Origin of the sequence: Frigoribacterium sp. CFBP 13729 (assembly GCF_014841875.1) — a bacterium.
GTDB lineage: Bacteria > Actinomycetota > Actinomycetes > Actinomycetales > Microbacteriaceae > Frigoribacterium.
The window spans coordinates 125,843-140,604 of sequence record NZ_JACYUR010000005.1 but is presented as its reverse complement, the minus strand read 5'-3'; the positions used below and the strand labels follow the sequence as shown (position 1 = coordinate 140,604).

Sequence of the window (14,762 nt, the reverse complement as noted above, 5' to 3'; positions counted from 1 at the left end):
TCGCTGTCGCCCGGGCTGCCGCCCGGCCCGCCGCGCGTGCCCGCCGCGCGTGCCCGTGAACCGCGTTCCGAACCATGAACCGCGCTCTGTCGCGGTTCATGGTTCGGAACCCGGTTCTTCGTGAGCGCGGCGGGCAGGTCAGCGAGCTGTGCGCAGCCCGGCGACCAGCCACGCGACCGCCACGAGGAGCAGGGTGATGATCGTGAGCACCTGCCCGCCGTACGCGAACGCCGTGATGGAGGAGGCGCCGAGCGCGAACCCGACCGGGGTGGAGAACACGACGGTGCGGACGAGGGCCACCACCGCCCACGGCAGGAGAACCCAGCCCGCGACGCCCCGGACGCTGCCGGAGCGCGCTGCCAGCACGGCGCCCACGAGGGCCGCGACGACGGACACGACCGTGAGGAGGAGGACGACGAGCGACCCCGGACCCGCAGCGAGGACGGCCGGGATGAACGCGAGGACGGCGACGAGCACCTGGGTGACGGCAGCGATGCGCAGCGCGACGCGTCCGGCGGACGAGGTCGCGCAGATGCCCCCTCGGCCGCTGACCAGCCAGAGCCCCGCGGACGTGGCGAGGGTCGCGATCAGGGCGAAGACCGGCAGGACCGCGTACAGCGAGGTCGTCGAGAGAGCGGCCAGGCCGATCAGGAAGCGCGCGGCCGTGACCAGGGCGGCCAGCCCGACGAGTGCGCCCGCGACGACGAGCGCCCTGCGGTCGATGCCCGCGGACGCCGAGGCTGCGGCCGGAGGGGGGACGTGGGCCGAGGGAGGAGTCACAGGATCGCTCATGCCCCGACGCTACCGACAGACCGTCCCGTGAGGCACGGCCCACGGCACGGGCGCAGACGAGGAGGTGCCCGTCCGGCACGGCCGGACGGGCACCTCCTGTGGTCGCTGAGCGGGCTCAGCTGCGGCGCGACCTCCTCCGCAGGGTGAGGAACCCGCCCGCGACCATCAGCAGCAGCGCGGCCAGCAGGACCGGCGCGGTGTCGCTGCCCGTGAAGGCCAGCGGGCCGCTGCCCGCGGTGCCGCTGTAGTAGCCGCCCGAGCCCGAGCCGCCGTTGCCGCCGGTGCCGGGCGTGCCCGCGCCGGGCGTCCCGGCACCGGGTCCGCCGGTAGCCGGCAGGTCGACCGCGAACCGGACGGGAGCCGAGGCCGCCGAGGCGACTCCGTCAGGACCGGTCTGCGTGGCCGTCAGCGTGTACGTGCCCTCGGGCAGCCCGCCGAGCGGCGAGCAGGCCCAGGAGCCGTCGGCCGCGACGACCGTCGTGCAGAGCACCCGGCCGGGGACGGTCACGGTGACCGTGTAGCCCGGCGTCCCCGTGCCCGTGACGACCGGGTTCGGCGTCGTGACGACCTGGCCCGGCACCGGCGACGTGACGACGGGCGGCGCGCCCGCCTCGGCGTACACGAAGGGCAGCGGGGCGCTGGTCCCTGCGGCGTTCGTCACGGTGACGGTCGTGCTGCCCGCCGTGCCGGCCGGGGTCGTGAACGTCAGCGTCGTGCCGTCGGCCGAGATGCTGTCCGGCGTGATGGGTGCGGAGCCGCCGACCGAGACGGTCGAGCCCGGCGTGAACCCGGTGCCCGTCACGGTGACGACGGTGCCGCCTCCGACGGGACCCGTGGGAGGCGTCAGCGACGTCAGCTGGGGAGCCAGCGCGGCCGCGGCCTGGTACGAGTACGTCAGCGGGGCGCTCGTGCCCGTGGCGTTCGTGACCGTCACCTGCACCAGCCCGGCGACGTGTGCCGGAGTGGTGAACGTCAGCGACGTGCCGTCGGCGCTGATCGTGGCGGGCGTGATCGCTGCCCCGCTGTCGACCGAGACCGTGGACCCGGCCGCGAAGCCGGTGCCCGTGATCGTCACCGTCTGGCCGCCGCCGACCGGGCCGGAGCTCGGCGTGAGCGAGGCCAGCACCGGCGCCCCGGCGGGAGCCGCGACGTAGGTGAAGGTCAGCGGCGCGCTGGTGCCGCCGGCGGTGGTCACCGTGACCGGCACCGGGCCGGCCGTGTCGGCCGGGGTGGTGAAGGTCAGCTGCGTGCCGTCCAGCGAGACGAACGAGGGCGTCAGGGCGGCGCCTCCGTCGACCGAGACCGTCGTCACGCCGACCACGAAGCCCGAGCCGGTGACCGTCACGACGGTGCCTCCGCCGACCGGGCCGGACGCGGGCGCCAGGCTCAGCAGCAGGGGCGCCGTGGACGCCGGTGCCAGGTAGGTGAAGGGCAGCGGCGCGGAGGTGCCCGCGTCGTTGGTCACCGTGACCTGCACGGGGCCCGCGGCGTGCGCCGGGGTCGTGAAGGTCAGCGACGTGCCGGCACCGTCGATCACGGGCGTGATCGGCGCGGAGCCGTCCACGGAGACCGTCGACCCGGGGGTGAAGCCGGTGCCGGTGACCGTCACCGTGGTGCCGCCTCCTGCCGGGCCGCTCGTCGGCGACAGCGTCGCCAGCACGGGCGCGCCGGCCGGGGCCGCCTGGTAGGTGAACGGCAGGGTGCCGCTCGTGCCTGCCGGGGTCGTCACCGAGACGTCGGACTGGCCCACGGCGCCGGCCGGCGTCGTGAAGACCAGCGAGGTGCCGTCGGTCGAGACGGAGAGGGGCACGATGCCCGTCGTGGTGCCGACCGTGACCGTCGAGTCGCCCGTGAAGCCGGTGCCGACGATCGTGACCGGGGTGCCGCCTCCCGCAGGGCCCTCGGCGGGCGTCAGGCTCGTCAGCGTCGGTGCGACGACGGGCGCCGCCTGGTAGGTGAACGTCAGGGGCGCGCTGGTGCCCGTCGCGTTCGTGACGGTCACGGGCACGTCACCGGCGGTGCCGCCGGGGGTCGTGAACGTGAGCTGCGTGCCGTCGGGCGAGAGGGTGCCGACGATGCCCGTCGCGTCGCCGATCGTGATCGTCGACCCGGGGGTGAAGCCGGTGCCCGTGATCGTCACCGGAGTGCCGCCCGCGGCCGGTCCGGCGTCGGGCGCGATGGCCGTCAGCACGGGCGAGCCGACAGGAGGCGCCAGGTACGTGAACGTGAGCGGCGCGCTCGTGCCCGCCAGGTTGGTCACCGTCACCGGAGCGTCGCCCGCGGCGCCGGGAGGCGTCGTGAAGGTGAGCGTCGTGCCGCCGACCCCGATCGTGTCGGGGACGATGCCGGTGGTGCCGCCGACCGAGACCGTCGATCCGGGCAGGAAGCCCGAGCCGGTGATCGTGACCGGGGTGCCGCCGCCGGCCGGGCCGGTCTCGGGCGTCAGCGACGTCAGGACCGGTGCGCCCGCCGGGGCCGCCTGGTAGGTGAAGGTCAGCGGCGCGGAGGTGCCGCCGTCGGTCGTCACCGTGACCGGCACGCCTCCGGCGACGTTCGCCGGGGTCGTGAAGGTCAGCTCGGTGCCGTCGTCGGAGACGTCGTCCGGCACGATGCCGGCCGTGCCGCCGATCGAGACGGTGGCGCCGGGCGTGAAGCCGGTGCCGGTGATCGTCACCGGGGTGCCGCCGCCGACCGGGCCCGAGTCGGGCGCCAGCGTCGTCAGCACGGGTGCGGTGACGGGTGCGGCGACGTAGGTGAAGGTCAGCGGAGCACTGGTGCCGGCGTCGTTCGTCACCGTGACCGGCACGGGACCGGCGACGTTCGCCGGGGTCGTGAAGGTCAGCGACGTGCCGTCGTCGGCGACGTCGTCGGGCACGATGCCCGCCGATGCGCCGATCGACACGGTCGACCCGGCCGCGAAGCCGGTGCCGGTGATCGTCACCGGGGTGCCGCCGCCGACCGGGCCCGAGGTGGGGTCGATCGTCGTGAGCACGGGTGCGCCGGCGGGGGCCGCCACGTAGGTGAAGCCGAGCGGGGCGCTGGTGCCCGCGTCGTTCGTCACCGTGACCGTCACGGGTCCCACGGCGTTGGCCGGGGTCGTGAAGGTCAGCGACGTGCCGTCGTCCGCGATGTCGTCGGGCACGAGGCCCGTCGTGTCGCCGATCGTGACGGTGGAGCCGGCCGTGAAGCCGGTGCCGGTGATCGTCACCGGGGTGCCGCCGCCGACCGGGCCCGAGGTGGGGTCGATCGTCGCGAGCACGGGGGCGTCGGCCGGGGCCGGCAGGTAGGTGAACGGCAGCGCGGCACTCGTGCCGGCGGCGTTCGTGACCGAGATGCTCACGGGGCCCGCGGCGTTCGCCGGGGTCGTGAAGACCAGCTGGGTGCCGTCCGTCGAGATCGAGTCGGGCACGAGGCCGACCGTGTCGCCGATCGAGACCGTCGAGCCGGGCGTGAAGGCCGTGCCGGCGACGGTGACGATCGTGCCGCCTCCGACCGGGCCCTCGGCCGGGGTGGCCGAGATCAGCACCGGCGCGTCGGCCGGGGCAGGCAGGTAGGTGAAGCCGAGCGGTGCGCTCGTGCCCGCCAGGTTCGTCACCGTGACGGTCACGGGGCCCGCGGCGTTCGCCGGGGTCGTGAACGTCAGGGTCGTGCCGGCGACGTCGATCGCGTCGGGCACGATGCCCGTCGTGTCGCCGATGCTGACGGTCGAGCCGGGCAGGAAGCCCGAGCCGGTGAGCGTCACCACGGTGCGGCCGGCGACCGGTCCCTCGACAGGGTCGATCGTCGCGAGCACCGGAGCACCCGCAGGAGGTGCGGTGTACGTGAACGGCAGCGGTGCGGAGGTGCCCCCCTCGGTCGTCACCGTGACGGTCACGTCGCCCGCGGCGTTCGGCGGCGTCGTGAAGGTCAGCGACGTGCCGTCGTCCGAGACCGCGTCGGGCACGAGGCCCGTCGTGTCGCCGATGGTGACGGTCGAGCCGGCGGTGAAGCCGGTGCCGGTCACGGTGACGACGGTGCCGCCTCCGGCCGGTCCCTGGGCAGGGTCGATCGTCTCGAGCACCGGGGCCGTAGGAGGAGCAGGCAGGTACGTGAAGTCGAGCGGGGCGGAGGTGCCGCCCGCGTTCGTCACCGTGACGGGCACGGTGCCGGCGACGTGCGCCGGAGCCGTGTACGTCAGCGAGGTGCCGTCGGCGGCGATCGCCGTGGGCGTGATCGGGGCGGACCCGTCGACCGAGACCGTCGAGTCGGCGGTGAAGCCGGTCCCGGTGACCGTGACGGCGGTGCCGCCTCCGGCCGGTCCCTCGTCGGGGGCGATCGTGGCGAGCACGGGCGCCGTCGGCGGGGCCGGCAGGTAGGTGAACTCGAGCGGCGCCGACGTGCCGCCGGCGTTCGTCACCGTGACGGGCACGGTGCCGGCGACGTGCGCCGGAGCCGTGTACGTCAGCGACGTGCCGTCGGTCGCGATGGCGTCGGGCGTGATCGGGGCGGAGCCGTCGACCGAGACCGTCGAGTCGGCGGTGAAGCCGGTCCCGGTGATCGTGACGGCGGTGCCGCCTCCGGCCGGTCCCTCGTCGGGGGCGATCGTCGCGAGCACCGGCGCGGTGGCCGGGGCGGGCGTGTAGGTGAAGTCCACCGGCGAGGACGTGCCGCCGGCGTTCGTCACCGTGACGGCGACGGTGCCCTCGACGTGCGCGGGCGTCGTGAACGTCAGCGACGTGCCGTCGTCGGCGAGCGCGTCGGGCGTGATCGGGGCGGAGCCGTCGACCGAGACCGTGGAGCCGGCGGTGAAGCCGGTGCCGGTGATCGTGACGGAGGTGCCGCCTCCTACCGGGCCCTCGTCGGGCGTGATCGTGGCCAGGACGGGAGCGGCGAGCGGAGGCGCGAGGTACGTGAACGTCTGGGGCGCCGAGGTGCCCGTGCCGTTCGTGACCGTCACCGGCACGGGGCCGGCGGCGTGGGCGGGCGTCGTGAACGTCAGCGTCGTGCCGTCGGTCGCGATCGTGTCGGGCGTGATCGGGTCGGACCCGTCGACCGAGACGGTCGAGCCGGCGGTGAAGGCCGAACCGGTGATCGTGACGGGGGTGCCGCCTCCTGCCGGGCCCTCGACCGGCGTGATGCCGGTCAGGACGGGCGCGCCGACGGGGGCGGGCTGGTAGGTGAAGGTCTGCGGGGCGCTGGTGCCGCCGCGCGTCGTCACGGTCACGCCGACCGGCCCGACGGCGTGCGCCGGGGTCGTGAACGTGAGCGAGGAGCCGTCGCCGGCGATGCTGTCGGGCGTGATCGGGGCGGAGCCGTCGACCGAGACCGTCGAGCCGTCGAGGAACCCGGAACCGGCGACGGTCACCGTGGTGCCGCCTCCGACGGGGCCCTGGGCGGGGGTGAGGCCCGTGATCGCGGGGACCGGGATGTAGGTGAAGGTCTGCGGGCCGGAGGTGCCGACGGCGGTTGTGACGGTGACCGGCACCGGGCCTGCCGCGTGGGCGGGCGTGGCGAAGGTGAGCGAGGTGCCGTCGTCCGAGACCGCCGTGGGCGTGATCGGCGCGCCGCCGTCGACGCTCACGCGCGAGTCCGCGGTGAAGGCCGAGCCGGTGAGCGTGACGGCGGTGCCGCCCGCGACCGGGCCCTCGACGGGCGTGATGCCGGTGAGCGTCGGCGCGGCGAGCGGGCCGGCGTTCGGGCCGACCGAGGCGGAGGCGAGCTCCACGGCGGTGCCGGCCTGGAGGACGCCGAGCAGGCCGACGCGGAGGGCGCTCTGCGTGAAGGTGCCGCCGGCGGTCGTCTTGTTGTTCGCCCGCAGCGACACGACGCCGGTGAGGGCGCTCGCGAGCGGGGTGATGACGGTCGTGCCGAGGCCAGCGATGACGGTGTTCACCGGCGCGACGGCGAGGGCGAGCGCGTCGGCGAGCACGGGCCCGAGCACACCGACGTTGACGGGGACCCGGAGGCCGAGCGCGTTGACCGTCGCCGTGACGCCGTTGAGGCTGCTGGTGATCTGCGTCACCAGGGACTGCAGGGCGACCGTGACGGCCGGGAGCAGCTGCGTCGTGAGCGCGGTCGTGATGTAGGGCGTCAGCTCGGTGCCGGCCGGCAGCGTGTTGATGTCCAGCCCCTGGGACGCGAGGACCGTGGGGACGTCGACCGTGATGGCGCCCGTCTGCAGGTTCGCGGTGATCGACCCGTCGGCGCTGGTCACGGTCGTGAGCGAGTTGCCGAGGGTGGTCAGGTTCGGGAGGCCGGAGACCTGGACGGTCGGGCCGAGCAGGCCGGTCAGCGTGGCGGGGATCGCGTCGACCGTCGGCTGCAGGCTCGTGAGGGTCGAGCGGAGGCCGTTGATCGTCGTCGCGAGGACCGGGCTGGTGAGGCTGAGGTCGAGGTCGGCGATCTGGTACGCGCCGGTCTGGACCCCGTTCGGCCCGGCGGCCTGCGCTGCGGTGGCCGAGAGGGCACCCGTCGTGACCCGGAGGTTCGCGAGCGCCTGCGTGTTCGCCAGGCGGCTGAGGTTGAAGCTGGCGTTCGCCTGCGGCACCCCGGCCTGCCCGCCGACGCCGATCCCGCCGGCGTTCGTCACGGCGCCGGAGGCGGCGGTCGAGCTGCCGTTCGCGTTCGCCTGCGCGAACTCGTTGACGGCGCCGACGGTGAGGAGTCCGTTGGGGCCGAGCAGCTGGATGCCGCTGCCGAGGTCGGCGCGGGCGGCGTTGAGCACCGTCACGTCGAGGGGCGTCGACTGCGTCACCGGGGCCGGCTGCCCCGTGTTCGTGGCGGCGGCGGGCTGCAGCAGCAGCACGTTCGCGAGGTCGAGCCCGAGGGCGGTGCCGTCGAGGAACCTGCCCTCGGCGATCGAGGCCGCCGGGGCGGCCGTGGCCGGGGCCGCGGCGAGCACGCTGCCGCCGATGCCGAGCAGGGCGGCCGTGAGCACGGCCACGCCCTGCTTCGCCCTGGAGTGGTGACGGTGCGCGGTCGGTCGCCCTTTTTCGGCGCGCGCGAGTGCTTCAGTCCTCATGGACTCGCTCCTGATCCTCATGGCAGCGGTGGTTGGCGCCTGCGCCGTCGGTTGGTGAGACCGAGGCAGCAGACTCGCTACCTGGCCGACGATAGGGCACGTCGGCGAGGATCGCTCGACCTATTTCGCCGCATGTCCCCCGATCCGGCCGATCGACCCCCGGAATGGGGGTCCAGGAGGAGGTGGGCGAGGGGGGCGCCGGCGGCGCGGGTGACCGGCCGTGCGCGCTGCGTGACGGGCCTCCCGGGTCACCGCCGTAGCGTGGTCCCGTGCACCTCCTCCACGACCTGCGGCACGCGACGGTCACCGTCGTGGGGGCAGGCCAGGCCGGGCTCTCCGCGGCGCACCACCTGCGCCTCCGGGGGTTCGTCGCGGCCGAGGGCGGTGCGGGCTCGGGCTCTGGCTCTGGCTCTGGCTCTGGCTCTGCGGACGCTGCGCCGACGTTCGTCGTCGTCGACGCCGGCGAGGCACCGGGAGGCGCGTGGCAGCACCGCTGGGAGTCGCTGCGGATGGCCACCGTCAACGGCATCTTCGACCTGCCGGGCATGGCGCTGCCGCCCGTCGACGAGTCCGAGCCGAGCCGGGTCGCCGTGCCGCGCTACTTCGCCGCCTACGAGGAGGCGGAGCAGCTGCGGGTGCACCGTCCCGTGCAGGTGACGAGGGTCGACGCCGTCGACGACGACCCCGCGGGCCTGCTGCGGGTCGAGAGCGACGCCGGCACGTGGACCACGCGCGCGCTCGTGAACGCGACGGGCACCTGGGACGAGCCGGTGCTGCCGGACGTGCCCGGCGCCTCCTCGTTCGCAGGTCGTCAGCTGCACACGCGCGAGTACGTCTCGGCGGCCGAGTTCGCGGGAAGGCGCGTCGCCGTCGTCGGCGGCGGCATCTCGGCGGTGCAGCTGCTCGACGAGATCAGCCGGGTCGCGACGACGCTCTGGTACACGCGGCGTGAGCCGGTCTTCCTCGACCACGACTTCACCTCGGGGTCGGACGGCGTCGACGTCGAGCGACGCGTCGCCGAGGACGCTGCGGCCGGCCGCCTGCCGGGCAGCATCGTGTCGTACACCGGGCTGATCTGGACGGGCTACGCCCGCGAGGCAGCGCGGCGCGGCGCGCTCCAGAGGCGTCCGATGTTCACGGCGATGGGGCCGCGGCACGTCGTCGAGGCCGACGGCTCGTCGACGAGCGTCGACGTCGTGCTGTGGGCGACGGGGTTCCGGCCGAGCGTCGGGCACCTCGACGGTCTCGACCTGCGGGGGCCGCTCGGGGGCGTCCCGCTCGTCGGCACCCGGGCCGCCCGCGACCGGCGGGTGCACCTGATCGGCTTCGGGCCGTCGCAGTCGACGGTGGGCGCGAACCGCGCCGGCCGCGCCGCGGTGCGCGAGCTCGCGCGCGACCTGCTCGGCCCTGCCTGCTGACGGAAGCTCCGCGAGACGCGCGCGAAGCTCCGTCGAAGCGCCGAACCTGCGCGGCACATCGCGTCGCTTCGTCGCTCTCGCGGAGGGACGCGTCGTGAGGGATGCGCGGGCGGGACTGCCGCCTCCTCGGGTCCGTCGAGTGGGGGAAGTCGCTGCCGGCGCTCCTGCCTAGCCTTGGACGATGGACGAGGAGCGACCCGAGACCGAGGCAGGCGCGGACGCCGTCACCGAGAAGAAGAAGCGGAACGACAACGTCGGCGTCGGCGTGGTGTTCGCCCTGGTCGGCGTCGCCCTCTTCCTGACGCTCGACAGCCCGTGGGCGGGCGTGCCGATGCTCGTCGTCGGCGTCGTGCTCGTCGCCCTCGGGATGAAAGGCAGCAGACGCCGCAGCACCGACGACTGACGCGGGTTCCACGCCGAGCCGCGGCCGGCGCTCAGCGGCGGCGCAGCCGGAACCGCTCCGGCGCGGGGGTGCCCGTCGCGACCCCGGCCAGCAGCTCGCCGAAGACGGCGCCGAACTTGAAGCCGTGCCCCGAGAACCCCGTCGCGACGGTGACGGCGCCGACGCGGTCGAGCACCGGGTCCTCCCTCGGGGTCGTGTCGTAGAGGCAGCTGATCGGCGCGAGCGTGTCGACGTCGACGCCGGGCACCCACTCGGCGACGTAGTCGCGCAGCACGGCCTGCCCCTCCGCGCCGGGCGAGGCCAGACGGGCGTCGGGGTGCACCTCGCGGCCGGTGCCGTGGGTCCCGACCTTGACGCCTTCGCCCGGGGTGAGCAGCCCGTAGATCGTGCTGACCCGGGCCCGCAGCGCCGGGTCGGTCGGGTGGTGGACGAAGCTCGGCCAGGCGTCGTCGGGCAGCTCCGTCGCGAAGTGGGCGGGCTCCTCCTGCGTGACCCTGACCTCGGGCAGCGCCGCTCCCCCGCGCCGCACGAGGTCCCCGGCCAGGTACCGCGCCCAGGAGCCGACCGCGAGCACGACGCTGGTCGACACGACCGTCGAGGAGGCGCCTCCTGCGCCCCGGAGACGCAGCACCACGTCGCCGCCCTCGGTCTCGATCTCGGCCGTCTCGATCCCGGCCACGGCGGTGTCGAAGCGGAGCTCGGCGCCCGCGGCCGCCGCGCTGTCGAGCAGCGCCTCGACGGCGTCGGCCGAGCGGACCCGCCCGGCCTGCGCGTGGAACAAGACGCTCGTGTCGAAGCGGAGCCCCGGCCAGCGCGCCGCGGCCTCGTCGGGCGTGAGCCGCTCGTGCGCGACGCCGCCGCGCTCGAGGGCCGCCTGGATCTCGTCGAGCACGACCGCGTCGCCGTGGTCGAGCGCGCCCGTGAAGTCGAGCAGGGTGCGGCCCGTCTCGGCCTCGAGCTGTTGCCAGGCCGTGATCGCGTCGCCCGTCAGCGCGACCCGGTCGTCGGCGGTGTAGCCGCGACGGAAGATCCGGCTCGCGCCGTGCGACGAGCCGCGGTCGTGGCCGCGGCCGAACTGCTCGACGAGCAGGACGCGCGCGCCGCTCCTGGCGAGCGAACGAGCAGTCGCCGCCCCGATCACGCCGGCGCCGACGACGACGTGGTCGAAGCGCTCGCGGGCAGGAGCCGTCGGCTCGACCTGCTCGGTCGGCTCGACCTGCTCGGCGGGGGCGGCGGGCTCGGCGCCGTCTCTCGTGGTCACGGGGCTCCTCGTGGTCGGATCGGCGGCGCCGGCGCCGGGGCCGGGGTCGGGATCGGCGGCGCCGGGCTCGGCGCGCGCGGCTGTCGGGTCGCGGTCGAACAGGACGTGCGTCACGAGCACGGCCGCCGCGCTGAGCCCGCCCGTCCAGAGCGCGACGGCGAGGTCCGACGGCAGTGCCGCGTCGGGGTCCTCGAGGAGCTGCAGCTGCGCCGAGCACACGGCGAACGCCCCGAAGGCCAGCACGCCGGCGGGCAGCGCCGCCCTCAGGCCCGACCCGGGCAGGCCGTTCCGGAACGCCGCGTCGAGGAGCCACAGGATGCCGAACGCGGGCACCCCGGCCACCGCCGCACCACCGAGCGGACCCGTCAGGAGGGAGACGAGCACCGGCACGACGAGCGCCCACGGAGTCGCGACCGCGACGGCGGCGCCGACGACCAGCGCGTGGACCGCCGCCATGGCGACCGGCTTCGTGCTCCCCACGGCGACCTCCCCTGCCGACCCCCAGCGTAGCGACGCGCTCCAGGCTCGCGGCCCCCGCTCCGTCCCGGCTGCACCCCTGATCCAGCGCTACGTCCCCGGAACCGAGGGTGTGAGGCCGATCCGGGGGTGCAGCTCGCGAGGCGACCCCCCGCGCACCCGCACCGGCACGACGAGCGGCGCCCCGGTCGACGGGTCGGGCACGATCGTGACCGGGTGCCCGTACACCTGCGACACGCGCTCGGCCGTGAGCACCTCGGCCGGGGTGCCCGCCGCGACGACGCGGCCCCGCTCGAGCAGCACGAGACGGTCGGCCCAGGCCGCCGCGAGGCTGAGGTCGTGCAGCACCACGACGACGGAGGCGCCCGCCGAGGCGAGGTCGCGGAGGGTGCCGAGCAGCTGCTCCTGGTGGCCGAGGTCGAGGGCGGCGGTGGGCTCGTCGAGCAGCAGCACCGGCGTCCGCTGTGCCAGCAGCCGGGCGAACGAGGCCCGGGCGCGCTCGCCCCCCGACAGCGACGGGAACCGGCGGTCGCGCAGCTCGGTCGTGTCCGTCGCGGCGAGCGCCTCGTCGACGACGGCGTCGTCGCGGTCCGCCTCCGGGCTGCGCGACCACGGGGCACGGCCGAGCGCGACGACCTCCGCGACCGTGAAGGGGAACGCGACGTGCGCCTCCTGCGTCATGACCCCGCGACGACGCGCCCGCTCTCCCGAGCTGAAGGAGCCCAGGAGGCGCTCGTCCAGCTCCACGGTGCCGCGAGCGGCCGCGACGTCGCCGGCCACGCAGCCGAGCAGGGTCGACTTGCCCGCGCCGTTCGGGCCGAGCAGGGCCACGACCTCGCCGGGGCGGACGTCGAGGTCGACGCCGTCGAGGATCGTCGTGCCCTCGAGCTCGACCCCGAGGCCGCGGACGCGCAGCGCGGCGGCGGGGATCTCGCGCTCGCCCTCCGCAGCCGCCGACCTCCCGGCCCTCATGCCCAGCCCCCGGCCCGGCGCCGGGTGCGTCGCAGCAGCCAGAAGAAGAACGGCCCGCCCACCAGCGAGGTGAGCAGCCCGAGCGGCAGGTCGGCGTTCGGCACGACGACGCGTGCGGCGGTGTCGGCGACGAGCACGAGCAGCGCCCCGGCGACCGTGCTCGTGGCGAGCAGCCCGCCGTGCGACGGGCCGACGACCATCCGCAGCAGGTGCGGCACCACGAGCCCGACGAACGCGATGATGCCCGTGAACGCGACTCCGGCCCCGACGAGCAGGGCGACGAGCACGATGGCGACGATCCGCAGGCGCTCGACGTCGACGCCCAGGTGCGAGGCGCTCCGCTCCCCGAGGGCCAGCAGGTCGAGCTTGCGGACGAGCAGGGCAGCACCGCCGACACCCACCACGACGATCGGGAGCGCGACCGCGACGTCGGTCCAGAGCGCCCCGTTGATGCTGCCCATCTGCCAGAAGACGATCTGCTCCCGCGCCTGCGTGTCGGCGAGGAACGTCAGCAGCGCGATGCCCGCCCCCGCGACCGCGTTGACGGCGATGCCGGTGAGCACGAGCGTGACGACCTCGGTCTTCCCTCCCGAGCGCGAGAGGCCGTAGACGAGAAGGGTCGTGACCAGGCCGCAGGCGAAGGCCGCCGTCGGCGTCACCCAGAGCCCGGCCGACACCCAGCCGAGCACGACCGTCGAGGAGGCGCCCAGCGCGGCCCCGGAGCTGACCCCGATCACCGCGGGCTCGGCCAGCGGGTTGGCGAAGACGGCCTGCATCAGCGTGCCGGCGGCGGCGAGCGCGGCGCCCACCACGAGGGCGAGGGCCACCCGCGGCAGCCGGATGCCGGTGACCACCTGGTCGACGAAGCGGGCGTCGGGGTCGCTGGGGGCGCCTCCTGCGCCCCAGGCCCTCAGCACCGCGCCGACGACGTCGCGCGGCGCGACCGGGTACTGGCCGATGCCCGCCGAGAGCACGGCCACGACGAGCACGAGCGCGAGCAGCACGACGAGGGTGAGGGCGACCAGGCGGCGGTGCCGGGTGCGGTGGCCGGTGCGGTGGGCCGCGCGGGGGTCTGCGCGCGGGTCTGCGTAGCGGTCGATGCGGAGGGGCACTCGGTAAGGATAGCCTTACCTACATGTTGCCCCTCGATCTCCCGTGCTCGCCGCTGTCGCCGGCCCCCACCTCGGCTCCCCCGTCGCGCCGCGACTCGAGGCAGGCCGGACGGCGGCGGGCGGGCGTCGCGACCGCGCTCGCCCTCGGCATCGCCCTCGTCGCGACCGGCTGCACATCGGGCGACGCAGCGAGCGGTGACGGGACCACCGGCGTCGGCACCGGCACAGGCGCAGCAGCAGCGACCCCGCTCGACGAGCTCGACGTGCCCGCCGACCTGCGCGCGGTCGAGGGCCCGTCGACCGCGGTGCTCGCCTCCGACGAGGTCGTGCCGCTCGTCGACCCCGGCACCGCGAGCCTCCCTGCCCAGGTGACCTCCCACGACCTCACCGGTGACACGACCCAGGTCGTCACCGAGACGTCGCGGCTGCTCGCCCTCGACATCTCGGGCGCGCTCGCAGCCACGGTCACGGGGCTGGGGCTCGGCGACCTGCTCGTCGGACGCGACGTCTCGACGACCTTCGACAGCGCCGCCGACCTGCCCGTCGTCACGAAGGAGGGCCACTCGATCAACGCCGAGGCCGTGCTGGCGCTCGAGCCGACCCTGGTGATCACCGACGGCAGCATCGGACCGACGGACGTCGTGCAGCAGCTCCGCCAGTCGGGGGTGACCGTCGTCTACGTCGAGAACGAGCCGTCGCCGGCCGGGGCGGGCGACCTGGCGCGCTCGGTCGGGGCCACCCTCGGGGTGCCCGCGGCCGGCGAGGCGCTGGCCGACGCGGTGGGCGAGCGCACGAAGGAGGTGCAGGCCCAGATCGCCGGGCTCGCCCCGGCCGCCGAGGCGGACCGGCTGCGCATCGCGTTCCTCTACCTGCGCGGCAGTGCGGGCATCTACTACCTGCTCGGCGAGGGGACGGGCGCCGACGCGCTCGTCGACGGGCTCGGCGGGGTCGACGTGGCGGCCGAGATCGGATGGGTCGGCGCGAGGCCGATGACCGACGAGGCGCTCGTCGCGGCCGACCCCGACGTGTTCCTCGTGATGACGGGCGGCCTCGAGAGCGCCGGGGGCGTCGACGGACTGCTCGCGGCGAAGCCCGCGGTCGCGCTGACGGCGGCCGGCGAGCACCGGCGGTTCGTCGACATGGCCGACGGGCAGGTGCTCAGCTTCGGCCCCCGCACGCCGGAGGTGCTCGAGGCACTGGCCCGCGCGGTCTACGCGCCCGGCCAGTGAGCCGCACCCGGCAGCGGCCCGAGACCGAACGTCACGGTCCGGTAACGACGGAGGGCAATAGTTAGGTAAGGCTTGCCTTAATGAGGCTTACCTAAATA

The 14,762-nt window shown here is 75.3% G+C and carries 8 protein-coding genes; 3 read left to right on the top strand and 5 right to left on the bottom strand.

The window, feature by feature from the left end:
- Window positions 1–138: 138 nt before the first annotated feature.
- On the bottom strand, window positions 139–792 hold the full coding sequence (locus IFT77_RS14220) for a hypothetical protein (RefSeq protein ID WP_192170338.1): 654 nt from the start codon (window positions 790–792) through the stop codon (window positions 139–141).
- 115 nt (window positions 793–907) lie between these two features.
- Window positions 908–7,792, bottom strand: coding sequence for an IPT/TIG domain-containing protein (locus IFT77_RS14215; protein ID WP_192170337.1), 6,885 nt, complete (start codon window positions 7,790–7,792; stop codon window positions 908–910).
- A gap of 269 nt (window positions 7,793–8,061) precedes the next feature.
- Here IFT77_RS14215 and IFT77_RS14210 point away from each other — a divergent pair, with 269 nt between their 5' ends.
- Window positions 8,062–9,210, top strand: coding sequence for an NAD(P)-binding domain-containing protein (locus tag IFT77_RS14210; protein ID WP_371741075.1), 1,149 nt, complete (start codon window positions 8,062–8,064; stop codon window positions 9,208–9,210).
- 181 nt (window positions 9,211–9,391) lie between these two features.
- The gene (locus tag IFT77_RS14205) at window positions 9,392–9,613 is read left to right on the top strand and encodes a hypothetical protein (RefSeq protein WP_192042509.1); all 222 of its coding nucleotides are present in this window, start codon (window positions 9,392–9,394) and stop codon (window positions 9,611–9,613) included.
- 31 nt (window positions 9,614–9,644) lie between these two features.
- On the opposite strand, the gene IFT77_RS14200 is transcribed toward IFT77_RS14205, so the two are convergent.
- The 3 genes from IFT77_RS14200 to IFT77_RS14190 form a co-directional block, all read right to left on the bottom strand.
- Window positions 9,645–11,354 carry an FAD-dependent oxidoreductase gene (locus IFT77_RS14200; RefSeq protein WP_371741074.1) on the bottom strand — a complete coding sequence of 570 codons (1,710 nt, stop codon included), beginning with the start codon at window positions 11,352–11,354 and terminating at the stop codon, window positions 9,645–9,647.
- Window positions 11,355–11,441: 87 nt separating this feature from the next.
- Complete coding sequence (locus IFT77_RS14195) at window positions 11,442–12,323, bottom strand: heme ABC transporter ATP-binding protein (RefSeq protein WP_197980864.1); 882 nt, start codon at window positions 12,321–12,323, stop codon at window positions 11,442–11,444.
- Window positions 12,320–13,435, bottom strand: coding sequence for a FecCD family ABC transporter permease (locus IFT77_RS14190; protein WP_371741073.1), 1,116 nt, complete (start codon window positions 13,433–13,435; stop codon window positions 12,320–12,322). Before IFT77_RS14190 ends, IFT77_RS14195 begins: the two co-directional genes overlap by 4 nt.
- Window positions 13,436–13,458: 23 nt before the next feature.
- On the opposite strand from IFT77_RS14190, the gene IFT77_RS14185 reads away from it, so the two are divergent.
- Window positions 13,459–14,664: a hemin ABC transporter substrate-binding protein gene (locus IFT77_RS14185; protein ID WP_192170336.1), complete on the top strand. Its 1,206-nt coding sequence runs from the start codon at window positions 13,459–13,461 to the stop codon at window positions 14,662–14,664.
- Window positions 14,665–14,762 lie beyond the last annotated feature (98 nt).